The sequence below is a fragment of the Sinorhizobium numidicum genome (assembly GCF_029892045.1).
GTDB lineage: Bacteria > Pseudomonadota > Alphaproteobacteria > Rhizobiales > Rhizobiaceae > Sinorhizobium > Sinorhizobium numidicum.
Genome location: NZ_CP120369.1, coordinates 594,896 through 619,196 on the forward strand (window position 1 = coordinate 594,896; position 24,301 = coordinate 619,196).

At 61.0% G+C, this 24,301-nt stretch carries 24 protein-coding genes and 4 pseudogenes; 20 read left to right on the forward strand and 8 right to left on the reverse strand.

All coding sequences use genetic code 11. The features are described 5' to 3' along the window. Positions 1-19 precede the first annotated feature (19 nt). The 4 genes and pseudogenes from istA to PYH37_RS31975 all read left to right on the forward strand — a co-directional run bounded on the left by istA (position 20) and on the right by PYH37_RS31975 (position 2,908). Positions 20-1,525: pseudogene (gene istA / locus PYH37_RS31960) on the forward strand (IS21 family transposase). Beyond that, positions 1,522-1,842 (forward strand): annotated as a pseudogene (locus PYH37_RS31965) (ATP-binding protein); the annotation flags it as partial. The pseudogenes istA and PYH37_RS31965, both read left to right, overlap by 4 nt. 204 nt (positions 1,843-2,046) lie before the next feature. Continuing rightward, a complete protein-coding gene (locus PYH37_RS31970) occupies positions 2,047-2,487 on the forward strand; it encodes a DUF2267 domain-containing protein (protein WP_280663340.1) in 441 nt (146 codons plus the stop codon). 142 nt (positions 2,488-2,629) lie between these two features. Next, positions 2,630-2,908, forward strand: a complete 279-nt coding sequence (locus PYH37_RS31975) for a hypothetical protein (RefSeq protein WP_280663341.1) — start codon at positions 2,630-2,632, stop codon at positions 2,906-2,908. Between the two features lie 121 nt (positions 2,909-3,029). Here PYH37_RS31975 and PYH37_RS31980 read toward each other — a convergent pair whose 3' ends face one another. The 4 genes from PYH37_RS31980 to PYH37_RS31995 all read right to left on the reverse strand — a co-directional run bounded on the left by PYH37_RS31980 (position 3,030) and on the right by PYH37_RS31995 (position 6,033). Then, positions 3,030-3,491, reverse strand: a complete 462-nt coding sequence (locus PYH37_RS31980; RefSeq protein ID WP_280736492.1) for a hypothetical protein — start codon at positions 3,489-3,491, stop codon at positions 3,030-3,032. A 290-nt stretch (positions 3,492-3,781) separates the two neighbouring features. Next, entirely contained in the window at positions 3,782-4,102 is a 321-nt protein-coding gene (locus tag PYH37_RS31985; protein WP_280736616.1) for a DUF1476 domain-containing protein, read from the reverse strand. 285 nt (positions 4,103-4,387) lie between these two features. Next, positions 4,388-5,077 (reverse strand): SMC-Scp complex subunit ScpB, encoded by a 690-nt coding sequence (scpB, locus tag PYH37_RS31990; RefSeq protein ID WP_280663344.1) that lies wholly within the window; start codon positions 5,075-5,077, stop codon positions 4,388-4,390. A 2-nt stretch (positions 5,078-5,079) separates the two neighbouring features. Continuing rightward, positions 5,080-6,033, reverse strand: a complete 954-nt coding sequence (locus tag PYH37_RS31995) for a DUF1403 family protein (RefSeq protein WP_280736491.1) — start codon at positions 6,031-6,033, stop codon at positions 5,080-5,082. Between the two features lie 235 nt (positions 6,034-6,268). On the opposite strand from PYH37_RS31995, the gene PYH37_RS32000 reads away from it, so the two are divergent. From PYH37_RS32000 to PYH37_RS32025, 6 genes are all read left to right on the forward strand, one after another. Then, positions 6,269-6,523 carry a type II toxin-antitoxin system Phd/YefM family antitoxin gene (locus PYH37_RS32000; RefSeq protein WP_280736490.1) on the forward strand — a complete coding sequence of 85 codons (255 nt, stop codon included), beginning with the start codon at positions 6,269-6,271 and terminating at the stop codon, positions 6,521-6,523. Beyond that, the gene (locus PYH37_RS32005) at positions 6,523-6,930 is read left to right on the forward strand and encodes a type II toxin-antitoxin system VapC family toxin (protein WP_280736488.1); all 408 of its coding nucleotides are present in this window, start codon (positions 6,523-6,525) and stop codon (positions 6,928-6,930) included. Before PYH37_RS32000 ends, PYH37_RS32005 begins: the two co-directional genes overlap by 1 nt. Before the next feature lie 122 nt (positions 6,931-7,052). Further along, complete coding sequence (locus tag PYH37_RS32010; protein WP_280736615.1) at positions 7,053-8,042, forward strand: site-specific integrase; 990 nt, start codon at positions 7,053-7,055, stop codon at positions 8,040-8,042. Between the two features lie 126 nt (positions 8,043-8,168). Beyond that, entirely contained in the window at positions 8,169-8,420 is a 252-nt protein-coding gene (locus PYH37_RS32015) for a hypothetical protein (RefSeq protein WP_280736485.1), read from the forward strand. A gap of 600 nt (positions 8,421-9,020) precedes the next feature. After that, complete coding sequence (locus PYH37_RS32020; RefSeq protein ID WP_280736484.1) at positions 9,021-9,938, forward strand: recombinase family protein; 918 nt, start codon at positions 9,021-9,023, stop codon at positions 9,936-9,938. A gap of 106 nt (positions 9,939-10,044) precedes the next feature. After that, on the forward strand, positions 10,045-10,242 hold the full coding sequence (locus PYH37_RS32025; protein WP_280736711.1) for a hypothetical protein: 198 nt from the start codon (positions 10,045-10,047) through the stop codon (positions 10,240-10,242). A 17-nt stretch (positions 10,243-10,259) separates the two neighbouring features. On the opposite strand, the gene PYH37_RS32030 is transcribed toward PYH37_RS32025, so the two are convergent. Continuing rightward, a complete protein-coding gene (locus tag PYH37_RS32030; RefSeq protein WP_280736483.1) occupies positions 10,260-11,174 on the reverse strand; it encodes a nucleotidyltransferase and HEPN domain-containing protein in 915 nt (304 codons plus the stop codon). 259 nt (positions 11,175-11,433) lie between these two features. On the opposite strand from PYH37_RS32030, the pseudogene PYH37_RS32035 reads away from it, so the two are divergent. Further along, a pseudogene (locus PYH37_RS32035) lies at positions 11,434-12,142 on the forward strand (integrase); the annotation flags it as partial. Between the two features lie 488 nt (positions 12,143-12,630). Continuing rightward, complete coding sequence (locus tag PYH37_RS32040) at positions 12,631-13,674, forward strand: IS110 family RNA-guided transposase (RefSeq protein ID WP_280736482.1); 1,044 nt, start codon at positions 12,631-12,633, stop codon at positions 13,672-13,674. Between the two features lie 665 nt (positions 13,675-14,339). On the opposite strand, the gene repC is transcribed toward PYH37_RS32040, so the two are convergent. From repC to repA, 3 genes are all read right to left on the reverse strand, one after another. Next, a complete protein-coding gene (gene repC / locus PYH37_RS32045; RefSeq protein WP_280736480.1) occupies positions 14,340-15,554 on the reverse strand; it encodes a plasmid replication protein RepC in 1,215 nt (404 codons plus the stop codon). Between the two features lie 157 nt (positions 15,555-15,711). After that, a complete protein-coding gene (repB, locus tag PYH37_RS32050; protein ID WP_280736479.1) occupies positions 15,712-16,692 on the reverse strand; it encodes a plasmid partitioning protein RepB in 981 nt (326 codons plus the stop codon). 56 nt (positions 16,693-16,748) lie between these two features. Continuing rightward, complete coding sequence (gene repA / locus PYH37_RS32055; RefSeq protein WP_280736478.1) at positions 16,749-17,972, reverse strand: plasmid partitioning protein RepA; 1,224 nt, start codon at positions 17,970-17,972, stop codon at positions 16,749-16,751. 484 nt (positions 17,973-18,456) lie between these two features. Here repA and traI point away from each other — a divergent pair, with 484 nt between their 5' ends. The 8 genes and pseudogenes from traI to PYH37_RS32095 all read left to right on the forward strand — a co-directional run. Continuing rightward, the gene (gene traI, locus PYH37_RS32060; protein ID WP_280663357.1) at positions 18,457-19,080 is read left to right on the forward strand and encodes an acyl-homoserine-lactone synthase; all 624 of its coding nucleotides are present in this window, start codon (positions 18,457-18,459) and stop codon (positions 19,078-19,080) included. Between the two features lie 10 nt (positions 19,081-19,090). Then, positions 19,091-20,068: a P-type conjugative transfer ATPase TrbB gene (trbB, locus tag PYH37_RS32065; RefSeq protein WP_280736477.1), complete on the forward strand. Its 978-nt coding sequence runs from the start codon at positions 19,091-19,093 to the stop codon at positions 20,066-20,068. Beyond that, positions 20,058-20,441, forward strand: coding sequence for a TrbC/VirB2 family protein (locus tag PYH37_RS32070; RefSeq protein ID WP_280736476.1), 384 nt, complete (start codon positions 20,058-20,060; stop codon positions 20,439-20,441). Before trbB ends, PYH37_RS32070 begins: the two co-directional genes overlap by 11 nt. Next, positions 20,434-20,733, forward strand: coding sequence for a conjugal transfer protein TrbD (locus PYH37_RS32075; protein WP_280736474.1), 300 nt, complete (start codon positions 20,434-20,436; stop codon positions 20,731-20,733). Before PYH37_RS32070 ends, PYH37_RS32075 begins: the two co-directional genes overlap by 8 nt. Positions 20,734-20,743: 10 nt before the next feature. Further along, positions 20,744-23,200, forward strand: a complete 2,457-nt coding sequence (locus PYH37_RS32080; RefSeq protein ID WP_280736473.1) for a conjugal transfer protein TrbE — start codon at positions 20,744-20,746, stop codon at positions 23,198-23,200. Beyond that, positions 23,172-23,975: a P-type conjugative transfer protein TrbJ gene (gene trbJ / locus PYH37_RS32085; RefSeq protein ID WP_280736472.1), complete on the forward strand. Its 804-nt coding sequence runs from the start codon at positions 23,172-23,174 to the stop codon at positions 23,973-23,975. The genes PYH37_RS32080 and trbJ overlap by 29 nt, the downstream gene beginning before the upstream one ends. After that, the gene (gene trbK / locus PYH37_RS32090) at positions 23,972-24,166 is read left to right on the forward strand and encodes an entry exclusion protein TrbK (RefSeq protein ID WP_280663363.1); all 195 of its coding nucleotides are present in this window, start codon (positions 23,972-23,974) and stop codon (positions 24,164-24,166) included. The genes trbJ and trbK overlap by 4 nt, the downstream gene beginning before the upstream one ends. Then, positions 24,160-24,300, forward strand: a pseudogene (locus PYH37_RS32095) (P-type conjugative transfer protein TrbL); the annotation flags it as partial. The gene trbK and the pseudogene PYH37_RS32095, both read left to right, overlap by 7 nt. Position 24,301 lies beyond the last annotated feature (1 nt).

Here is a 24,301-nt window from a genome sequence, read left to right on the forward strand (position 1 = left end):
AAGAACGGGGAACCACCTTGTGCCAGGTCGTCACATAACCGATCACCAGATGAGGCTTTTCATGAAGTTACGACAAGAGCACAGGGTTGAGGTCGCCGCCGCGAAGGCGTCGCTCAGCAGAGCAACGGCCTATCGCATCGAGAAGAACGCGCAACTGCCATCAAGTGAAGAAGCCGCGCGGCCGTCGGCGTCCCGACCCCCTCGCCGACATCTTCGATGCCGAGGTCGTGCCGCTGCTGAAGGCGGATGGCATTCGTCCGGTCGCCGTCTTCGAGGAGATGTTGCGCCGCCATCCCGACCTCAGCGAAGGCATTCGCCGGACAATGGAACGGCGGATCCGTGCCTGGCGGGCCATCAATGGCGACGAGCAGGAAGTCATCTTTCGCCAGGTTCATGAGCCCGGCCGACTGGGGCTTTCCGACTTCACCAACATGAACGAACTGGGGATCACGATCGCAGGCCAGCGGCTCGATCACCTGCTTTATCACTACCGGCTCGCCTATTCCGTCGAACACGCCCACGTCGTCCTCGGTGGCGAAAGCTTCGTGGCGCTGGCCGTAGGGCTACAGAACGCTCTCTGGTTCCTTGGCGGCGCGCCGCTTTACCATCGCAGCGACAGCCTGTCGGCGGCCTTCCGCAATCTCGATGCCGATGCCAAGGAGGACCAGACGCGGCGCTACGCAGAGCTTTGCGCGCACTACCGGATGACGCCGACCCGCAACAACAAGGGCATTGCCCACGAGAACGGTGCGATTGAGAGCCCGCATGGCTACCTCAAGAATGCGATCCGCGATGCCCTGTTGCTGCGCGGCACCCGGGACTTCGACGATCTCGCTGCCTATCGCGGCTTCATCGATGAGATCGTCAGCCGTCGTAATGCCCGCTATGGCAAGCGCATCGACGCCGAGCGGGCGGCGCTGCAGCCGTTGCCGGGAACGCGCACCAGCGATTTTGAGGAGGTTGTCGTGCGGGTCTCGCGCAGCGGCGGCTTCACCTTGCGCAAGGTCTTTTACACCGTGCCGTCACGGCTCATCGGGCACCGGCTGCGCGTGCGCCTTTACGACGAGCGCCTTGACCTCTTTATCGGCGGCACGCATCTGATGACTCTCCAAAGAGGGCGTGCGCATGCCAGCGGCAAGCACGACCAGGTGGTCGATTATCGGCATGTCTCCATTCGCTGCGCAAAAAGCCGATGGCGCTGCTTCAGCTTGTCTATCGCGACAAGCTGTTTCCGCGGCAGGAATACCGAAGGGCCTTCGAGACCCTGCTCGAGCGGCTTTCCGACAAGCAGGCCTGCAAGATCACCGGCGAGCTCCTGGCCTTGGCCCACGATCGGGGCTGCGAGCGGGAACTGGCAGAGCGGCTCGCTAAAACACTCGATGCGGGCGAACTGCCGGACATCGTCGCGCTGAGGACTTTCTTCGCGCCCGATCCGGCACAGTTGCCCACCGTCAACGTTCGTCTCGCCTCCCTCCAGGGCTATGAGGCCCTGATCGACGCGCGTCATCTGGAGGACGCCGCATGAGAAACGCCCCTGCCATCGACGCCGCCGCGCTCAGCACGCTGCTCAATGAGGTCCACCTGCCGGCCATCAAGGTCCTTTGGCCGGACTTCGCCGAGCGGGCCGACAAGGAAGGGTGGCCAGCGGCCCGGTTCCTGTCGGTGATCGCCGAGCACGAACTGGCCGAACGCGATCGCCGCCGCATCGAACGCCATCTCGCCGAGGCGCGATTGCCACCGGGAAAGACGCTCGACAGCTTTGACTTCGACGCCGTGCCGATGGTCTCCAAGGCACAGGTCATGGCGATCGCCGCCGGCGATAGCTGGCTCGCCAATCCCGCGTAGTCGCCCAGTCGAAGTTCGGAATTGGCCACTTTGCTGGAGTGCTGCGAGAAGTCCGACGTGCAGCCGCTCTGCGCTCAATGGTGAAGGCCGCTTAGATCTTTTAGACGGGCCAACACGACGGCCTCGAGAAAGGTCCGGACACTGGAAAATCGGCGCTTCCTTGCGGTTCGGCCGTCATCACATCAAATTCAGGAGAGCATCATGAGTGATTCCGGTGTCGCCGTCTTCGACAAGACGCTCCAGACCACGCATATCTGGCTCGATGAAATCATGGAACACCAGGGGCCGGATCGTCAGCGCGCATGGCATATCCTGAGCGCTGTTCTTCACACCCTGCGCGATCGCTTGTCCGCCGACCTATCGGCTCATCTTTCCGCGCAACTGCCGCTGCTCGTGCGGGGGACCTATTACGATCAATACGAGCCCTCCAAACAGCCGGTACAGTCGCGGACCCTGGACGAGTTCCTTGGCCGGGTGAAAGAGGAACTCGCGTTCAGCCGGCCGGTCGATGCCAAGGAGGCGGTGCAAACGGTATTTCACGTGCTGTCGCACCACCTTGATCCCGGCGAAGTCCGCAAGATCCGTGAAAGTCTGCCCCAGGATGTACGGGCACTTTGGCCAGACCCGACCCAGCGTCAATAGACGGCCAAAGGGTGGGTTAGGTCATCCATCTGCCATGCGTCGAGAAAGTTGCTGGGGGTATGTACACCTCGTCGGAGAAATACCATGTCATCGTTCGAAAATCCTGGCTGACCAGGAAACCACCGATAAGCTCGGCGCCGCCATGATCCTATTGGCCCGTAACGAAGGCGGTGGCGGCCCCCGCAAAGGTATTATTCTCACGCACGAGCTCGTCGAGGATGCATTCGGTGGCGACCGCGACAGAGCAGCTCGAGTTATCAGGTCCGGCGTCATCGATCATGAGGCTCTGCGCAGGATCGACAGTCCGGACAGGCTGACTTATCAGACGCTCGATGCAGCGACCGCTGTCGTCTGCTGGCACTTGGCGACCTTCAGCCGCGATGATCTGGGGCTCTTCGAAGGACCGGTGCGTTCCAGATGAGACTGCCAGGGATCACAGAGCCAGCTCCCGTCATGCGTGGATGCTCGGAAAAGTGGTCGATGCCGCTTTCGACTGTCACCGTGGTGCCCGGTACCGCCTGCCAGAAAGTCCCTGATCGGACTCAAGCGGCATGGGATCTAGAGGATCCAACAATCAGCAGCGCATTCAATAGCATGGCGAACAGACTGGGGCGGGGTTCTAGTATCTCGCGGACACATCGGGCAGCCGCCTCGGCCCGCACCGTCCCACCGGAATGGCAGCTGCAAACAAGCTGGTGCAACTCCCAATCGGTCAATTCGAAGAAACGCTTCGCCTCGCCATAGGTATCATCCTGAAGGCCCTCCGCACGAAGCAGCGGATCCTCAAATGCGACCGTGATCGGCGAACCTGCGCTTCTCATCGCGTCACGCGCCCATGCCGGCTGATACTCGGTTTCCCAAAGTGTGCTGAGACGCTGATCAGGTGCTTTCTCCAAAAGCTCTGCCCAGTGCGCAAGGCGTTCACCTCGCGTCATCGCCCGGCCCTGCATGTCTGCGTGGACGTCGGCAACTGTTTGCAATCGTTCGCGTGGTTCGTGTTTCATCGTTGCCTCTCATATTAGAGTATTCTTTGAGAGGTATGGCGCTTAGAGATATCGACAAGAGGGTTGGGAGAAGCTTCAACAGCCTGCGCGGAGAACGCGGACCGACGCTCGACGATCTTCGTGGCGATCCCACCGAAGGTCCGGAATTGCCGGGATTGGTGATACCCTTGCGAGCCCGCTCGCGAGCGTCCTCTTCACGGCCCGCGGTTATTAGAAGCACCAAGCCGGCGGATTGGACATCCCAGTCCGAGATCGCAGTCGGTGGTTTTTCTGTCAGAACTCAGTGGCAGTCAGGTGTCCCTGATCTGGTCGACAGCGGTCGCCAGCAGTTCGTCCATGACGACGCGAATCTGTTGATCGGACTGGGCGACGCCAGCCGCGTCGAAATCTGCGCGCACCTTGCGGAGCACATCGTTGTCCCCTGCTTCTTCGAAGTCCGCGCTGACCACCTCCTTCGCATAGGCGTCGGCGTCCCCGCCGGTTTTACCGAGCTTTTCAGCGGCCCACAGGCCAAGCAGCTTGTTGCGCCGCGCCATCGCCTTGAACTTCAACTCCTCGTCCATCGCGAACTTCTTTTCGAAGCCTTCCTGACGGTCCCTTGTGCTGCTCATCGCTTGGCCTTCGTTCAGGTTGAGAGTTTCGACCTTCATCCGACATCCAGAAGATGACCGGCTAGCCGAGAGTGGCGCGAATGGAGGTCGTTGGCAAGATCAGGACATTCACGCAGATGATCGGCGAGGATTACAGACTCAAACTGGAACGGTGCGGTTCTTGTTCTGACCCCGGAAAGGTGGGTGATGGCGGGCAATCCGGATCTTCCGACCGACCGTCGGGAACGCCCACTTCGGGTCGGAATCGACCCGGGTATCAAGCGTCAGGTTTTCACCACTAGAAACTCATTCACCCTCCAACGCTTGGCTCTCAGGCTCAGCGGTCGCGTCCTGCTCAAGCGCCTGCCGGCTGAGCAGCCCCGCGTCCTCCAACCGCTCGAGATCGGGTAGGTCGCGCAGCGTCTCGAGGCCGAACACCGACAAAAAATGCTTGGTCGTCACATACGTGTAGGGCGCGCCAGGTGTGGGGCTACGTGGTCCGGAGCCGAGGAACCCGGCGTCGCGAAGCGACCCTATCGTGTCGCGGCTTACTTCCTTACCGAAGATTTTCGACAACTCCCCGCGCGTGACCGGCTGCAGATAGGCGACTGCCATCAGCACGGCCGCTTCGTGTTCGGAGAGGCTTGCCGCCCCAGAGCGGGTCGGGGCGGCGGAAGCTCGGATTACCGGTCCATATGCCGCGCGGGTGCGATGCTGCCAGCCGCCGGCAACCGCGACGATGTCATAGGGTCGTGTGCGCAGTTCCTCCCGCAAGTCGTCGATCACGAGATCGATGCTGCAGGCCCGGCCGACCACACGTACCAAGGCCTCGCGGGTGACCGGTTCGGCCGAGGCGAAGATCACGGCCTCGACGCGCAGCATCCATTCGCGCCAGCGAAGCTCCGGCGGCAGGTCCTCCAGCTCGCGATCGAACAGGACCTCTCCCACTGACTTCGTCTTGCTACGCGATGACTTTGCTGCAGTCGCTCCGGTCATCGTCACAACCCGTATATCCGGAACGATGGCCGGCCGGACAGTTCACACACGGCGCCAGCCCCCTCCAGCCGCTCAAACAGACGCGTGCTCGCCCAGCGCGAGAGGTTGGAGCCGGGCGCGGAGACTGGCACGGCATCCTCGTCGAGCAACTTGCGGACGACGTTCTCGGCACCCTTGGTGCGGACCTTCGGCGCGACGACAAGAAGCTTTTCCGCGCGCCGGGCAATCTCGCCGGCCGACCGCAGCGCAGCACCAGTGCCTTCGACCAGAGCCAGACAGACAGTGCGCGGGAAAGCGACCTCGCCGGGATGGACACGTCCCCGGGCCCCGATCGTTCGGAAGGCCGGCCCGTAGCGTTCTCCCATCAGCAGCGGTACGGGAGCCGGCCATTTCAGCATGGAGGCGACCAGGGCATCGGCGAGTGCCCAGGCGAGCGGCTCGGCATCCGGACGGGCGGCGTGGATGGCGCTCACCAGGTCCGCCGCGGCAAAGGGCGCGGCGCGACCGGACTGCCGGGCATTGTCGGCATGATCGACGGCCGCCGCCAGCCGGTCATCCCAGGACAGACCGAGCAGATCAGCCAATTCGGCGACGCCCTTCGAAGAAATGCCGGGTTTTCGGCCGCTCAGCCTTCTGTAGGCCAAAAACACCCTTCCGGCCGGGCCAGGATCGTCGCCCGCAGCGGTCAGCAGCACGGCATCGCGCAAAGCCGGTTCGTGCTCGTTTCGGCCCATCAGGCGAACAGCGGCCGCGGCGCATTTCAGCGCCTGACGGGATCGCCAGCAGCCGGCCCAGTGCGGTTCTGTCCGAACGAGATCATCGAGGGATTTCAAGGCGATGCCGGCGGCAAAGGCGGCGTCCGCTTCCGTGAGATCGCGGCCGCGCGGCATTGCCCAGCCCGGCAGCTGAGCGGGCCGCACGGTCGACGATATCGGGGGGAGCGCGAGCGAATCCATGTCAACAAGCTTACCGGAGTCGTGCGGTTTGTGCCATCAATTTCGACGCAAACCGCACATCCCGTCGTCAAACACTTATGTCCGATAATCTTGCGTTATCGGGCGTTTTCTTTCTTCTATAGAAGGATCCACCGAATCAAGCCGAAATCAGCCTCGATCGGTGGAAATTTGCGCTTTCACTGGTTGGGAAGCAGGTGTATATAGCTAGCCAGTCTAGCGAGTTTGGAGCAAAACAATGGAATGGCAGCTGCAGGACGCCAAGAACCACTTCTCGAAAGTGGTGCAGAAGGCGCGACACGAGGGGCCGCAGATCGTCACGCTGCGTGGCGAGCGCACGGCCGTAGTGCTGTCCGCCCACGACTATGACGCTCTGCGCGCCGGCCGACCGACGCTGGTCGACGATCTGCTCGGCGGTCCCCCTTGGGACGATGAGCTCGCCGATGCGGTCGAGGCGCGCGCCAAGACGCCAAGCCGCGACGTGGCCTTCTAATGTATCTGGTTGACACCAACATCGTCTCGGAGGCGCGACGCGGCGCGCCGCAGGCGGTTGCCTGGCTGCGCTCGGTCGACCCGCTCAGCATCCATCTGAGCGCGCTGACCCTCGGCGAAATCATGCGCGGCATTGCGCTGAAACAGAAGTCGGATCCGAAGGCCGCCGCTCACCTCGCCGAATGGCTGCGCAAGCTGCGCCACGACCACGGCGACCGTATCCTGCCGGTGACCGACCAGATCGCCGTCGAATGGGGCCGCATCGCCGCGATCCGACCGCGTGGCGATATTGACGGGCTCCTCGCCGCGACTGCGGTCGTCCACGACCTGATCCTCGTCACGCGCAACGTCAAGGATTTTGAAGACACGGACGCTTCCGTGATCAATCCGTGGGAGACACCGGCGTGAGCGGCTCAGCGACGAGCTCGGAACCGCAAAAAGTCGATCTCTCCCAGCCGGGTGGTGTAACGGTCGACACGAACCCTGGTGGCACCGCACTCCCCTCCCCTGTTCCGGAAGCGAACGCCGCCCTGCCGGCGCACCTCGAGCGCCTCGCCGATCGGGCCCGCGGTTACGTCGAGGCCGCCAGCTCCGCCAACACCCGCAGGGCCTACGCCTCCGACTGGAAGCATTTTACCGCCTGGTGCCGCCGGCAGAACCTTACTCCCCTCCCCCCGGATCCCCAGGTCGTCGGCCTCTATATAACCGCCTGCGCGTCAGGCGCCGCAACGGCCGACCGCAAGCCCAACTCGGTCACGACAATCGAACGCCGACTCTCTTCGCTGTCCTGGAACTACGCGCAGCGCGGCACGCCGCTGGACCGCAAAGATCGGCACGTCGCCACAGTGCTCGCCGGCATCCGCAACACCCACGCCGCCCCTCCCCGACAGAAGGAAGCCGTGTTTCCGGAAGACTTGATCGCCATGATCGAGACTCTCGATCGCGGCACATTGAGGGGTCTGCGCGACCGCGCGATGCTGCTCGTCGGCTTTGCGGGCGGCCTGCGCCGCTCTGAGATCGTCGGACTTGACCTCGGCCGCGATCAGACGGAAGACGGCCGGGGCTGGATCGAGATCCTCGACAAGGGCCTGCTCGTCACCCTGCGCGGCAAGACCGGCTGGCGCGAGGTCGAGATCGGCCGCGGCTCCGCGGACACTACCTGTCCGGTCGTCGCCGTCGAGACCTGGATCAAGTTCGCCCGGATCGCCAAAGGTCCACTCTTCCGCAGGGTCCGGGGCCAGGGCAAGGACGTCGGGCCCGACCGATTGAATGACCGGGAGGTGGCACGTCTCGTCAAAAAGGCGGCACTTGCCGCCGGTGTTCGCGGAGACCTTAGCGAGGATGATCGGGCCGAGAAATTCTCCGGCCATTCGCTGCGTGCCGGCCTCGCCTCCTCGGCCGAAGTCGACGAGCGTTACGTCCAGAAGCAGCTCGGCCACGCCAGCGCGGAAATGACGCGCAAATATCAGCGGCGGCGCGACCGCTTCCGCGTCAACCTCACCAAAGCGTCCGGACTTTGAAAAAAGTCCCCCCTCCCCGCGCGACTGGAAGCCATAAAAGGACACAGCGGTGGTTCTCCGGCAGACAACGTTAAGCTACAACACATCGCATGAAATTTTCGCGCAGAATTGCGCAGGGGAGCGATCATGACCAATCGCGAATTGGAGCACATAATCACCAAGGCGCGCGATGCCAAAAACGGGGGCTTTGGGGTCCTGTCAACGGGCGAGAAATTGGCCGCCGCCCTGGTCCTCAATCGACCCGACTGGCTTGCCGATATGAACTACACATTGGCTGAGGCCATCGAGCGCGTCGGCCCGGAGTGGCTGACCATGATACCCGAAGCGGCGCGGGTGCTGGAATACGAAAGCGAGCAGGCAGCCAACGGCAGCATTTGAGCGTTTTTCGTGCGGCCGCGCCGGAGCGAAAGCTAATTCTACCAGAAGACTTGGTCGCCATGCTGGAGGCGCTGCACTGTGGCAGCTTACTTGCGACGTTGTTGTTGATCGGTTGGTGCGGCGGCCGTCGGCCCAAGACCGACTGGCATGAGGTCGAAATCGGGGGCGGCTCTTCCGGCGCGACCGCGTCCGCGTGAGCCTCACCAAAACATTGGGGTGGTGAGTACCCTTCCCCGTTCGTGAAGCCGTTAGGTCAAAATTCCGCATCGAATTTTCAGCTTAGCGCTTCAATTGAAATCGGTAACTAAAAGCCACACCCGAGCGGCCGACCGCGGAGCTGGCCCCCGGCTATTTGTCCATCTCAGCCCGCCTAAAACCCAAGGGCCGCATTGGGTCCCTGTCATAACAGCCGTTTTATCGGGTTTCGGCCACAGAAGACCGCTGGCGGGGTTTCCCGACCTTCAACGGCCCGACGCCCATTGCGGACCAGATTTTGCGCTGTACGGCCTTCCATTCTGTTCATAAAACACGCTTGCAAAGGAACGTTTTCTGACGCATTTCCTATCTGTACAAAACACGTTGGACGGCCAATAAAATCCGATGGCGAAAGCTGCGACCCTCAGTCCCCCTCCCCTGCCGCAAAGGCTGATCGGATATGCCCGCGTTTCGACGGACGATCAGCTCAACGACGCCCAGGTCGACGAGTTGCGCGCGGCCGGCTGCCATCGCATCCATCAGGAACACGGATCCGGCGCATCCCGCGCAAGGCCGGTTCTAATAAAGCTGCTGAAGGATCTCACCGCCGGTGACGTCCTTGTTGTCGTCCGCCTCGACCGCCTCGCCCGCTCCGTCAGCCACCTGCTTGACGTCATCGAGAATTTGGAGAAGCGCGGCGTGCATTTTCGCTCTCTGCGCGATCCGATCGATACCTCCACGCCGCAGGGAATGTTTTCGTTGCAGGTGCTCGGCGCCGTTGCCCAGCTTGAGCGCGCGCTGATCGCGGAGCGCACGAAGGCCGGCATGAAAGCCGCCAAGGCCCGCGGCCGGCTCGCCGGCAATCCCGGGCTTCGGGAACGCCGACCAGAGGCGGTCCGTGCGATCTCTGTAGCACGCGAGCGGGGCTACCTGGATGAGCTGATTTCGTCGGCGCAGACATGGCTGCCTACCGTACGTCGGCTCCGACCACAGCACAGTTGGGACAATGTTGTGCGGATCCTCAATCGGAGGGGCCTCGATTGGACGGTCGAACGCTTGCGCCGGGCGGTGCATCGATTGGTGCGCGAAAAGCTCGCGGAATCAGCACTGCTTGCCCGATCGCCGCGCCGGCCGCCTGAGGATCACCTGATGCGGCTGGTTGCGGGGATCGCCATTGCCGATCCCGATTTGTCGCTCCGCGACATTGCCGCCCAATTGGACCAGATGCATGAGCGCCCGCCACGAGGTGGGCGCAAATGGCAACCTTCATCGGTCAGGTCACTGCTGGACGGGGCCCGCCGCCTCGGGCTGGTTCGCTCCTGAGAGCCTGGTTCATAAGGCGACCGAGCTTGCAAAGGCGCGCTTTCCGCAGAGCGCCGCAAAGGGTTCGCTCTGGTGGCTGAACTCGTCGTCGCAGGGCGTGGGCTACGTGCCAGAGTCGCTCTCGAAGCCGACGCGCGACACGGGGATGCTCTCGCTGCCTGCCTTCCCCGAGGCACGGGTGATCGCCCCCACGTTCACCGGCGCGGTTACGCCGCCCGCGCAGGCCGACCTCGATGCGTTCGTCCTGAACGTGGTCGCTTGGGCGAGGAACTCGTTCGAGGATCATGCTCACCGCGCCACCTAATCTGTCCCACGTACAGATCAGTCTGCCCGACCCGCTGCCCGTTCGAGTATCGCTAGCCGCTGGCGGCAAATGCTTTCGACAAGGCGAAGCAGGACGTTGGCGCGCTCCATCAGCCAGCACAGCGCCTCCTCCGAGATCTCAAAATGGTGGGAATAGCGAGCCTTTACATAGGCCTCATTGAGAACTTTGAACCAGACGGTGTGGAGGTGCTGTTCGCGCGGCCAAGCCTCCACGAGCCGCCGGTCTCGGTCTTCGGCCAGACCGCGCAGGAACGTCAGGTTATGCGAGGGAGGGCTGTGGTTCGTCAGGGTCAGTAGCAGAGCGGGATAAGCTGCCTCAACGGCTTGGTGGAGCAGGAACGCCGCGTGAATATCCCAGTTGCGGGAGATTGCCACACGGCTAAGCTCAAGGAACCGTTGGGCGCTGCTGTGTTGCCTGTCGAAATGCTCCCTTGCCATCTTGAGAGCATCGCCCGGACCAAGCGCCTTCGGTTCCGCGAGCGGCCGCTCGTCGAGTTCGTATAGCACAATCCCCTCGCGCAGGATATCGACGAAGAAAAACCGTCCCTCCGCGAGGTAGTTGTTGACCTCTCTCGCACCGTGCACGATCAGCCCGACCAGCGGCGATATGGCCTTGTCCCACTTCAACCGGTCGCTGGCCCTGTCCCAGTATTGCGGCTCGGCGAGCTTGCGGTTGCTGACGAGGACGAGAATATCGAAGTCCGAGGTATAGCCCTTCATCGTGTGCGGATCGTCGACGAAGGTGTCGCGGGCATAGGAGCCGAACAGAATGATCTTCAGGATCCGCCCGCGCTTCTTGAAAGCAGTGGAGCTGCCCTCGAGCGCATCGGAAAACTCCTCGTGAATGATCTCGACGACGCGGGCGAGCTCCCGCTGCTTGTCTTCCGGCAAATGCTCGAGGGTGGATTTCATGGGGAGTGCTCATGCCAGTGAATCGTCGAAATTCCGGAGGCGGTAAACTGCCGTCTCGGCCTGCCGACCCAACATGTCCTGTTCGCCCGTTGTGCGCGACTAATAGAATTATTAGTCGCGGGCGACGGCGATGGCATTGCTGGGGGGCGAGAATCCTACGCTCTCATGATCGTCATGGGCGCGGGAACGCGCGGGAAGCCGTCACCGGGTGTGCCCGGGGGTAGGATGGCTCAGGGCACGCCCTTTTGAGGCGGTCGTCATGAATATTCGTCTTCTCGTGCCTGCGCCTGCCGCCTCGAGGGCCCGGCGCGCCGAAGAGCTTGATGCACGCTACGCCATCCTGCCGTTCGACGAGCGCGACCAGCTCGCCGCGCTGCTGACCGACGACGTCGCAACGGCTCAAACACCTCGCCGGCGAAGGCATGGGCGAGAATACACTGCGGGCGCTCGCCTCCGACCTCGGCTATCTCGAGGCCTGGCGTCGGCTCGCGACCGGCTCCCCCTCCCCTGGCCGGCGCCGGAAGCACTGAAATTCTTTGCCTACCACCTCTGGGATCCGGGCAAGCGCGCCGACGATCCGGCGCCCATGGCATTCCGGCGGCCGTCGAGGCCGGATTGCGTGCCGAGCGCCTGCTCAAGGCTACGGGACCGCACGCCCCGGCACGGTGCAACGACGGCTAACGAGCCGGTTGATACTCACCCGTTGGCGTGGCCTGACGGATGATTTCGGCGCGCCGTCGCTCAAATCCGCCCTACACATGCGCGCCAGCACCCGGACGCGACAACGCAAGAGCAAGAGGGCCGTCACCCCGGACGTGCTGACGACGCTGCCTCATGCCTGCGACATGGACGACGCTGTGATCGGCGCCGCAGGAAATGCGCTGGGTCAAGCGATCACTAATGCTCTATTGGAAGTGTTCGACGGTCATTCTGGCAGAATGACGAAACGCGTCCTCCTGGTTCGGCTCGGAGGTCACCCACGTCGCAAGCCCTGAATCGCGATCGTCTGCCTGGCTGCAAAGTGCATTACCAACAACTTTACGCCTCGCGTCCGACAAACAGGCGATCCCTCCTCGAGACCGAAAACCTTCCTTCAACCGCAAACGGAAATAACTTAGGACTAACGCTTTGATTCACTTGTAAAAATGTCCGTTTTTGTCAGCTGACAACTTTTGCAGTCTGTTTTGAGGACGCAATACGTCGCCCCCATTCTTCGCAAACGGCCAAAAAAGCAAGATCTGGTGTAGCATTCGGCTTTTCACAGCATGGTCCTGGCACCTCAGACTCGCGAAAGGATCATCGCTGCGCATCAATGATCAAGCCACTTCATGCAGAACATGGGGTAATCGCGGCGCGACCGCCCCAAGCAGATGCTACCGGGGGTGGTTGCTCCCGATAAGATGGTGAAACGGGCTCACGATGGGAAACCGGGCCCAACATCAGATGGAGAGCAACCATGGACCAGTATATTGGGCTTGATGTTTCATTGAAAGACACAGCAATCTCGGTTCGGGAGGACGGCAAGCGGATCTGGCGGGGAAAGTGCCCTTCGGACCCAACGCTTCTGGCCGAGCTTATCCGCAAGCACGCGCCGCACGCCAGGCGCGTCGTCTTCGAAACGGGGCCGCTGTCGACGTGGTTCTATCATGCCCTGACGGCCGAAGGGGCTCCGGCGATCTGCATTGAAGCGCGGCACGCGCAAAAGGTATTGAACGAGACACTCAACAAGACCGATGCCAATGATGCCGATGGTCTGGCGCAGCTCGCAGAAGCCGGCTTCTACAAAGCGGTTCGGGTCAAGTCGTTTGACGCTATGCTGACCCGCGCGTTGGTGGCGGCCCGCAATCAGCTCCTGAATCTCTCAACCCAACTCGGCAATCAGATCCGCGGTGTCATGAAGACCTTCGGCCTTATCGTACCCAAAGGCACAGGTCGGGTTTTTGATACCCATGTTCGAGAGCTCCTGGAGAGGCAAACTTCTCTGGCGCAGATCATTTTGCCCTTGCTTGATGCGTGGCACAATATTCGCAAGCGTGCGGCCATTCTTGACCGTCAGCTCATTGCAGCGGCGCGGCAGAGCCCGGCTACGAAGTTGTTGATGACAGTTCCAGGTATCGGCGCCATTACGGCGGTCTCTTACATCGCCGCCATCGAGGATCCGGAAAACTTCCGAACTTCGCGCTCGGTTGGCGCCTGGCTCGGGCTGACCACCCGCCGCTATCAGTCGGGCGAAGTCGATTATGACGGCCATATCTCACGCAGAGGCGACAACCGGCTGCGCGGGCTGCTTTACGAAGCGGCGACAGCGCTGCTGACGAGAACCAGTGCCAGAACTGAGAGCAGTCTCAAGAATTGGGGACTTAAGCTGCGCGAGCGGCTTGGCTTTAAGCGGGCGGCTGTGGCCGTCGCCCGCAAACTCGCGGTTATCATGCATACCATGCTCAAGACGGGAGAAACCTTCAATCCTTCAGCCGGCACCAACGCATTAATGAAGGTCTGACAGCCGATTACTCTCCGCGCATCACCTTTCTGGCGCGACAAGGCGTCCCTGTCGTGGACGTAGGTCTGGCCATTCCGTGAAGTTGGCGGCAGCTCCCAGAGACTGCGCGCAGAACATAGGAAGACCTTGCCTGCGAAGACCATCATGCGGCGGGCTTGTACCGACCGCGAAGACAACCCTGTTCCCGACATACGATTGCTCTCACGTCAAAATGGAGCGCTGGGCGACGACTAAGAACATGAATGCGCCATATGACGTTGCCGAATCCGTGCCGCGCTGGCATTCGGAGCTCATCGCGCATACTCAAACGCGATTGACTCGTGAGCCGCGATCAGACAACCATCTCTGGTCCGGTGCTCGAATGTCGCCGCCAACCTCTCGAGCACATGCTGAGGGAGCTGCGAACTGGTTCGGGCTTGTCCCTGCCTTTGGTGTCCTCCATGTCACCGACGAACGTTCCTGCATGCATTGTGAAGTCCCTATTCGTACCGACTTGCATCACCTGAGTTGCTCCCCTGCCGAGACCACCGCAAGCGACAGCGTCAGACATAAGTTCCCCTAGTCGGTTGATTCAACGTACCGATCTGTCGATTTTGTCAGCCGACAACAAGCTGTCGCCCAAGAACTGAAGGCATCGATTCCCGTCGATCAAACTAGGTTCTTGATCAGGAGGCCAATCGATCACGTCCGCCGCGCGCCCTGAGTAGTGCCATCAACACCCGCCCCAGCGAAAACTCGCCGCGCTTTGCCCGAGATGTCAGATCCCGCAGATATCCGCCGGCCGAGTTGATGTGCCCTGCTCGCTCCAGAATGCAGGCCATGATGGCGGATGCATTTTGGGGCCCCATGACCTCGCAGGCATCCTGGTAGGCCGACGGACTGACGCGGAGCGTTGAGCGGACGACCACCGCGGCCTGCATCAGGTCGCGCCAGTTCGCCACAGCGCCTCCGGGGCCATAATCTGAAATGGTTGGGCAAGCCTGCAACACCATCCCTAACGGAAACGCCTTCATCGGCTCGCGCTGCGGCTCGATGGCTTGGCTCGGCTTCTCCCCCTGCTCTTGTCGAGAGCGAGGTTCAAGTTCTTTAATGGATTCTGGAGTTGAATTCTGTTTGTGCCGCTCAGTTTGATCAGGATTGGCGCTCAAATTTTCGATTTTTACCCTAATTTCCAGAAGGTTGGAGATTTCCTCGCGCAACATCTCCATCTCTTCAAGGATAGGGGCAACAGTCGCGGCGGTTGCCACTCGAGGAATGGTCACCACCAGGCTGCGGTAGTGCTGGTGTATCGCGTCCCAATCGCCGTCCACTTCCTCCCCGAGGGCGACTTCAATCAGCTTGCCGATATCGCGCCGGCAGATCGTCAGGCGCTCTCGAAGTCTACGCAACTGCAGTCGCTCCATCTCGACATTGGCAGCTATTTGCTCGATCTCGCGTGCGCGTGACAGCAACGGAGCTAACGAAAAGCCATAGGCCTCATCGATCGCGCCGTCGCCGTCCTTGCGGGCGTAGCGCTTGCCATTTGGGCTATCGCGGCGTGCCAGAAGGCCAGCGTCGACGAGCGCTGCGATGTGGCGCCGCAACGTCGCTTCGGCCATGCCATGCGCGCGCAGCGACAACTGCATGTTAGAGGGAAACACGATGAGCCCGTTTTCCTCGGACAAAGTCGTCTCGGGATAAAAGCTCAAAAGTGCGCTCATAACCGAGAGCGCTCGCTCGCTGATGCCGAGTTTCGGCTTAGCTGCGCAGAGCGCTCGAAACAGCTTCCACTTGTCGGCCGATGTCTCAGGTTCGATTTCGCGTGACATGTATTGGCTTGCCAACATGCCAAGCGTCATCGATCGCCGCCCGAAGGGCGTCGTCACACTTCCATCTTGCATCTTCTTTCACCTATCTTCAGGCAAAAGACGTCCGCTCACCCGTTCCGGTGCCAAAGACTCTTGACTGCGATTCGTGGAAATGCGATTCTCAGGCTGCTAAACGATGAGAGAGGCTTCCACGATGGTTACCGTCTGGGGGCCTTTTTCTTTTGCGTGCTCAGTCTTCCTTCCGATTACCCTGCGCCAGGAACTCGGCATAGAGCCGGTCCAGGTTGTCTGCGAGATACCGCCCAAAGGGGCCGGCATTCCTTGATTTCATAGACAAGGCAAAAGCCTTGCCGGAGTTCGAATACTTAGCGGAGACGGTCTTGTCCGTCGGTTGCCAGTTCTCCATGATCTTGGGGGCTGCCTTTCGGACAGGCTTCGCCGCGCTGTTCAGACCAGAAAACAGGGCATTGAAGCGTTCGTCGGTGCTCAGTTCGTCGAAGGAGGGATCGGAGACGATCGCCTTCACCTTCTCTTCGTTGGCAGTTTTGCCCACAAGCAATGACAGCTCGACCCAGCGTTCTCGGCCGACTGTCGGGCAGGGCCCGATCCTTGCGACTGTCTCTTCAGGAATACGATCTGTTACGGCGATCATTTTCGAGATGGCGGCCGCATTGGCAGCAAGCGCCAATCCTATGATTGTCCGGTCATAGCCAAGCTTCTCGAGGTGCGAGGCGAAGTTCGCGCGTTCGATGAAGGAGAGGTTGGCGCGCGCCGAGTTTTCTTGTCCCTGGGCGATAACGTGCGTACGGTCATCTATCGCCTTTACGACCGCCTTGACCTTGCGGCCGAGCTCACGGGCAACGCGCGCGCGGCGATGTCCAAAGACGATCTGGTAACGGCCGGCTGCCGACGGGTGAGGGCGCACAAGGATAGGCGTATCCTGCCCGCGCTCGGCGATCGCCTGCTTCAATTCCTCGAACTGCTCGGGATTATCGTCCATGCGATCAGAGACGAACGAACTATCGAGTGTCTCAGGTTCGAGCTCGACGACCGTTTCTCCTTCGAGAAATTTATCGGCCTGGCGCGACAACTCGTCGAGCGAGCGCACCATGCTCTTCGAGGCGCCGCGCATCGGATAGGTGGTCGCAACGTCTGCGTGCGGCATTTCCGCTGCGTCTACCAGTCCCGCCAGTAGGTTCTTTCTCGCCATCTGCCTGCTCCGTTTGCCTACGATCTACCGGACCGTCCCGGGGAAGTTTACGCTTCTCAACTGACAACCTTCCTGCCCCAGGAGGCATGGACGAGTTCGGCGATCTCGGCGTTGACCGCGTTCAAGGAGTCCATCGCGCGCTCATAGGTGGACCGCGTCATCTGGCTCTTGTCGACTTCGTAAAGTGTCTGCTTGGTGATGCCGGCGTCTGAAACCGCTGTCGATTTCAGCATCTGGTTCTTCAGCACGAACTGGTGGAACAAGGTCTGCATGAAGCCCACCATCTGCGCCTGCGGCCCGTCCGTTGGCTCGTACCGGGTGATCAGATAGCGATACCATTCGAGATTGACCGCAGCACCCGCGTCCCGGATAGGCTTCAGGATCCCGCCCAGCATCAAAAGGAACTGGCCCATCGACATGACGTCGAGCATCTGCGGATGGATCGTGATTAGGACGCTCGTCGCCGCAGTCAGCGCCGTGATCGTGAGATAGCCGAGCTGGGGAGGGCAGTCGATGACGACAATGTCGTAGCGGTTGTCGACTTCCGTCAGCGCGCGCGAAATCCGCGTAAAGAAGGTCTTGCCATCATTCGAGCTCTTGTTCGACATCGCAAGCGGCGTGTCGTACTCGTACTCCTGAAGTTCGAGGTTCGCAGGCACAATATCGAGGCCCGGGAAGTTGGTAGGCTGGATGATCTCGCTGATCGATCGGCGTTGATCGTCATATCGGAGCGCCTCATAGAGCGAGGGCGACATGTCGAGCTCGGGCTGAAAACCGTGAAGTGACGAAAGTGATGCCTGCGGGTCGAGATCCACCGCCAAGACACGGTGCCCGGTCAATGCCATGTACTGCGCGAGATGGGCGGCCGTCGTCGTCTTGCCCGAACCGCCCTTGAAATTGACAACGGCAATGACCTGGAGCTTTTCGCCCGCCCGACGGTGCGGCACGTAGTTCCTGGCTTCCGATCGTCCATGCTGATCGAGATACTTACGTAGTTCCGCCATCTGTTCGGCACTATAAGAACGGCGACCCGACGACGATGTCTGGGGGAGGGGGCCCTTTCCCTCAAGATGGAGTTTCTTCAGCGTGCTTTGCGAGACGCCCAGGAACTGCGCCACTTCCGAAAGCGAGAACTGGCGAAGCAGTTTCTTAGCATTCGGCGGGAACTGCTGCATGCTCAAGAGATGCAGCTTCTTAGAAATCAGATCGCCCTGTTCGAGGATGAGCTCCTCGAAATGCATCGGCTGTGCGGGAGCGATGGATGGCGAATTAGCGTTCATTGCAAGGGAACTCTCGAATAACGGTTTTTCGGTCCGAGAACCGACATAATCGTTATTATGTGCGATTCTAGCCGGCTGACAAGGAATATAGAGTTAACAAAGGGTTAATACCCCGTCCCGAGCAGGCCCCGCTCGGGGGCAATACACACGTGTTTCTCCTTTATTCCTATGCACTTAGAAGGCCGCTTGCGCTGCGCTAAGCGCCAGCGAGTTTTCCAGGGGAGAACCACGGCCGTTTCCCTGACCACGAAACGCCACTTCGAAATAGCGGTCATATTACTCCCAGCGACTCACCCGACTCAGCCTTTGTGGATCCATTCCCAACTGGTCTCCTGTGAATCCTGCAATTGGGAGGGCCACGCCACGTCTTTCACCCAAACTAACGCCCGAATCACCGCCTGCACAACCCTGTTGAATTCTACAACTGCCCAGCGATTCGGATCCGTGCTCATCTCCGCGACGATGTTCAACGACGGAGAAATTCATGCAGGTTCTCGCGATCTCAAAGCCCCGGAATACCGTGGAAGCTCGGCTTCTCCACAGCCATCATCAGCTGCGCGCCCGCGTCTTTTCCGATCGGTTGGGTTGGGAAGTCAATGTTGCAGGAGGCTGTGAGTCGGATGCTTTCGACGACATCCAACCGACTTACATTTTAGCCGTCGCCAAGATGGGCCGATTGGCTGGATGTGCCCGCCTTCTTCCTGCACTGGGCCCAACGATGGTGGCGAGCGTTTTCCCCTCGCTCCTTTCTGCCGGGCAGTTCAGCGCTCATTCATCCATGGTCGAGAGCTCGCGCTTTTGCGTGGATACCTCCCTTTCCGAGGGCAGGGGGGACGGTTCCATTCACGAGGCAACTCTGACCATGTTCGCGGGCATCATCGAATGGTGCATGTCGAAGTGCTTAACCGAAATCGTGACGGTCACTGACCTCCGCTTCGAGCGGATCCTCGCGCGTGTCGGCTGGCCGCTTCAGCGGCTGGCCGAACCCAAGAAGATCGGCGTGACTGTGGCCGTGGCGGGGATCCTGTCCGCCGACGCCGGCACTTTCCAGAAGCTTCGCCCTTCCACCTACCGCTCTGATTTCAGCCCTGTCAGCAAGGCAGCATAAGGAGAAATCCGTGAACCAGCTTCGCTCTCACCCTCGTCTTGTGCGCAAACTTCAGGAGGCGCTCGGCGACCAGCTCTGTGTTGCCCTAGACGACGCGACCGTGGTCGAGATCATGCTCAATCCAGACGGAAGGTTATTCATCGAGCGTCTCGGGCACGGGGTAGCCCCGGCGGGCGAGATGTCGTCGGCCGCGGCCGAAATGGTGATCGGTACCGTTGCGCATGCGCTTCAGTCGGAGGTCGACACGGAACAGCCGATCATCTCCGGAGAGCTGCCGATCGGTGGCCACCGCTTTGAAGGTCTTTTGCCGCCAGTGGTCGCCAAACCTGCTTTCACCATTCGCCGTCGTGCGTCGCGTCTTATCCCGCTCGATGAGTATGTGCGTTCCGGCGTGATGACGGAGTACCAGGCGTCGACGATACGCAGCGCGATCTCCTCCAGGCTCAACATCATCATTTCCGGGGGAACGGGTTCCGGCAAAACGACGCTCGCGAATGCTGTGATCGACGAGATCGTGAAAAGCGCTCCAGAAGACCGGCTCGTCATTCTGGAAGACACCGCCGAAATCCAGTGCGCGGCCGAAAATGCCGTACTTCTTCATACCAGCGATACGGTCGATATGGCCCGGCTCCTCAAGAGCACAATGCGCCTGCGCCCAGATCGGATCGTCGTGGGCGAGGTCCGCGACGGGGCTGCGCTGACACTGCTCAAAGCGTGGAACACCGGCCATCCGGGTGGCGTCGCTACTATCCACTCGAACACCGCCATGTCGGCATTCCGCCGCCTTGAGCAACTTACCGCCGAGGCCAGCCATCAGCCCATGCACGAGGTGATCGGCGAAGCGGTCGATCTCGTCATCTCGATTGAACGGACGCCGCGCGGACGGCGCGTCCGCGACATCATCCAGGTCGAGCGGTACGTCAACGGCCGATACGAAGTCGAATCCGAGCAGCTCACCGAAGAACAGGAGACGCGCCATGTCGCGTAAGAATGCAGTTGTCGCCATTGCGCTGCTTGCAGCTCCCCTGGTTTTTGCCTCTGTCGTGCCGGCTGTCGCCAGCTCCGGCGGCGGCCTTCCATGGGAAGGACCGCTGCAGCAGATTCAGGAGTCGATCACCGGTCCGGTCGCTGGCGCAATCGCGCTGGCCGCGGTGGCTATCGCCGGCGGCATGCTGATCTTCGGGGGTGAGCTCAACGATTTCGCGCGCCGGCTCATGTATATCGTCCTCGTCACCGGCATCCTGCTTGGCGCCACCAACATCGTCGGCCTGTTCGGCGCGACGGGCGCCTCGATCGGCCTCCCGGACGAGCAGATCGCATCGAATGGGCAAAGTGCAAAAGGGGACCGGGCCTATGGCTGAGTCGTTGCCCGCCCTGCAGCGCAACCGCATCCATCGTGCTCTTTCGCGTCCGAACCTCCTGATGGGCGCGGACCGGGAATTGGTGTTGCTGACGGGTCTCGCCGCCGTAATCCTGATTTTCGTGGTGCTGACGATCTACTCGGCGCTGTTCGGGATCGCCGTTTGGATCGTTATCGTTGGGCTGCTGCGGATGATGGCGAAGTCGGATCCGCTGATGCGGCAAGTCTATGTGCGCCACATCTCGTACAAGCCTTACTACAAAGCGACCACGTCACCGTGGCGCCGGTATTAAGGGGGCTGGCATGGTCGCTCTCAAACGCTTCCGGGCCCCTGGCCCATCCTTTGCGGACCTCGTCCCCTATGCCGGCCTCGTCGACAACGGCGTGCTTCTGTTGAAGGATGGAAGCCTAATGGCCGGCTGGTATTTTGCCGGGCCGGATTCCGAAAGCGCCACAGACCTCGAGCGCAACGAACTGTCACGCCAGATCAACGCGATCCTGTCGCGGCTCGGAAGCGGTTGGATGATCCAGGTCGAAGCCGTTCGTATTCCGACGTTCGACTACGCTTCAGAAGACCGCTGCCATTTCTCGGATGCTGTCACCCACGCGATCGACGCGGAGCGCCGGGCACATTTCGCGCGCGAGCGGGGGCACTTCGAGAGCAAGCATGCGGTGATCCTGACTTATCGGCCGGTTGAATCCAAAAAGACGGCTCTCAGCAAATACATCTATTCCGATGAGGAAAGCCGTAAGAAGACCTATGCCGACACGGTGCTCTTCATCTTCAAGAACGCCATCCGCGAGATCGAGCAATATCTGGCGAATACCCTTTCGATCCGGCGGATGGAGACGCGCGAGGTCGCCGAGAGGGGAGGGGAGCGGGTTGCTCGCTACGACGAGCTCCTCCAGTTCGTTCGCTTCTGCATTACCGGTGAAAACCACCCGATCCGACTTCCTGACGCTCCCATGTATCTCGACTGGATCGCGACCGCTGAACTCGAGCATGGCCTGACGCCAAAGGTCGAGAACCAATTTCTCGGCGTTGTGGCGATCGATGGGCTGCCGGCAGAGAGCTGGCCCGGGATCCTCAACAGCCTTGACCTGATGCCGCTCACCTATCGCTGGTCGTCGCGCTTTATCTTCCTTGACGCGGAAGAGGCTCGCCAAAAGCTGGAGCGGACCCGCAAGAAGTGGCAGCAGAAGGTCCGGCCGTTCTTCGACCAGCTATTTCAGACGCAAAGCCGGTCGGTCGATCAGGACGCGATGACGATGGTGGCCGAGACCGAGGATGCGATCGCGCAAGCATCGTCACAGCTTGTCGCCTACGGCTATTACACGCCCGTGATCATTCTCTTCGACAGTGATCGGGAAGCATTGCAGGAAAAGGCCGAGGCGATCCGCCGGCTGATCCAGGCTGAGGGATTTGGGGGGAGGATCGAGACGCTCAACGCAACCGACGCCTATCTCGGCAGCTTGCCGGGCAACTGGTACTCCAATATCCGCGAACCGCTGATCAACACCAGCAACCTCGCGGACCTGGTGCCGCTTAATTCGGTCTGGTCAGGAAACCCGAGCGCTCCTTGCCCTTTCTATCCTCCTAATTCCCCACCGCTGATGCAGGTCGCGAGCGGGTCGACGCCGTTCCGGCTGAATTTGCACGTCGACGACGTCGGCCACACGATGATCTTCGGGCCAACCGGCTCAGGCAAATCGACACTTCTCGCACTGATCGCGGCACAGTTCCGACGCTATAACCAAGCCCAGATCTTCGCCTTCGACAAGGGAAGCTCGCTCTTGCCGCTGACGCTGGCCGCCGGCGGTGATCATTACGAGATCGGCGGAGATGCGCACGACGCGGGACCTCCACTCGCGTTCTGCCCACTCTCCGATCTCGGGAGTGACTCCGATCGAGCCTGGGCGACAGAATGGATAGAGATGCTGATCGCGCTGCAGGGCATCACCATCACGCCCGATCATCGCAACGCCATTTCCCGTCAGGTCACCCTCATGGCCAGCGCGCCCGGACGATCGCTTTCGGATTTCGTGAGCGGCGTTCAGATGCGCGAGATCAAGGACGCTCTGCATCACTATACCGTCGACGGGCCGATGGGTCAGCTTCTCGACGCGGAAGACGATGGGTTGGCGCTCGGCGCCTTCCAGACCTTCGAGATCGAGCAACTGATGAACATGGGCGAGCGCAATCTCGTGCCCGTGCTTACCTATCTTTTCCGACGGATCGAGAAACGCCTCGACGGCTCGCCGAGCCTGATCGTGCTGGACGAGGCCTGGTTGATGCTCGGCCATCCGGTGTTCAGAAGCAAGATCCGCGAGTGGCTGAAGGTGCTCCGCAAGGCGAACTGCGCGGTCGTGCTGGCCACTCAGTCGATCTCGGACGCCGAGCGCTCGGGGATCATCGACGTGCTGAAGGAATCCTGCCCGACCAAGATCTGCCTACCGAACAGCGCCGCACGCGAACCGGGGACGCGCGAGTTCTACGAAAGGATTGGTTTCAACGAACGGCAGATCGAAATCGTTTCAAATGCGATTCCCAAGCGCGAATACTACGTCGTCACACCTGAAGGCCGGCGGCTCTTCGATATGGCGCTTGGTCCCGTGGCGCTCAGCTTCGTCGGCGCATCCGGCAAGGAAGATTTGAAGCGCATCCGCACACTTCAGTCCGAACACGGCCGCGATTGGCCGGTCCACTGGCTTCAGATGAGAGGAGTTCACGATGCCGCATCGCTGCTCGAAGTCGCATAAATTGCTCGCTGGTGTTGCGGCTGTCGCCGTGGCGGTCATCAGCACCGCGCCCGCCGTTGCCGGCACCGCCACAGGTGCGGCCACCGAGTGGACGCAGGTGCTCAACAATGGAGAGCTCGTCGCCCTGGTCTGGAAATCCGGCGAGCAGATCCAGAACCAGCTCACCCAGATCAGCCAGCTCGCGCAGCAGATCGAGACGCAGCTGAATATCTATCAAAACCTGCTCCAGAACACGGCCACGCTCCCGTCGCACATGTGGGGACAGGTGGAGAGCGATCTCAATCAGCTCCGCGGCATTGTCGATCAGGGCCAGAGCATCGCGTTTTCGATGGGCAACGCGGACGACGTGCTGCAGCAGCGGTTCCAGAGCTATGCCACCCTCAAGACCAACCTGCCAAGCAACGAAACATTCTCCTCGACCTATCAAACCTGGTCGGACACCAACCGAGACACGATTGCCAGCACGCTGAAGGCGGCAAGCCTCACGGCCGATCAGTTCGACAGCGAGGAAACCACAATGTCCTCGCTGCGGTCGATGTCCGAGACGGCCGACGGGCAGATGAAGGCCCTGCAGGTCGGCCATCAGATCGCCGCGCAGCAGGTCGCGCAAATGCAGAAGCTCCGCGGCCTCGTCTCACAGCAGATGACGATGATCGGAACCTGGCTTCAGACCGAGCAGACCGACCAGGACCTCGCTCAGGCACGGCGGGAGAAGTTCTTCAACGCCGAGGTCAAGACCATTCCGGAAGGTCAGAAAATGGAGCCCCGCTGGTGAGCCGTGCCGTCGTCATTGCCCTGCTCGTACTCGTTGCTGCTGTTTCGTCTGCAGCGACAGTGCTGATCGTCAACTCCAGAGACACCAATCAACCTGCACTCACCGAGGGTGCCACCAGAGAGAAACTCTTTGGCTCCGGCAAAGAACTTCCGCCGATCAAGGACGGTCAGGAGATGAGGCCAAGATGGTGAGAAACAGTCTTGTAAGTTCCGTCCTGATCGCAGGACTCGTTTGCGTCGCCTGTGCCGCACCCGCTATCGCGCAGGAGGGACAGGTCCTTACGGAGCTGGAGAACCAAGTCTCGACGGCCGCGAAAGGAATTGAGC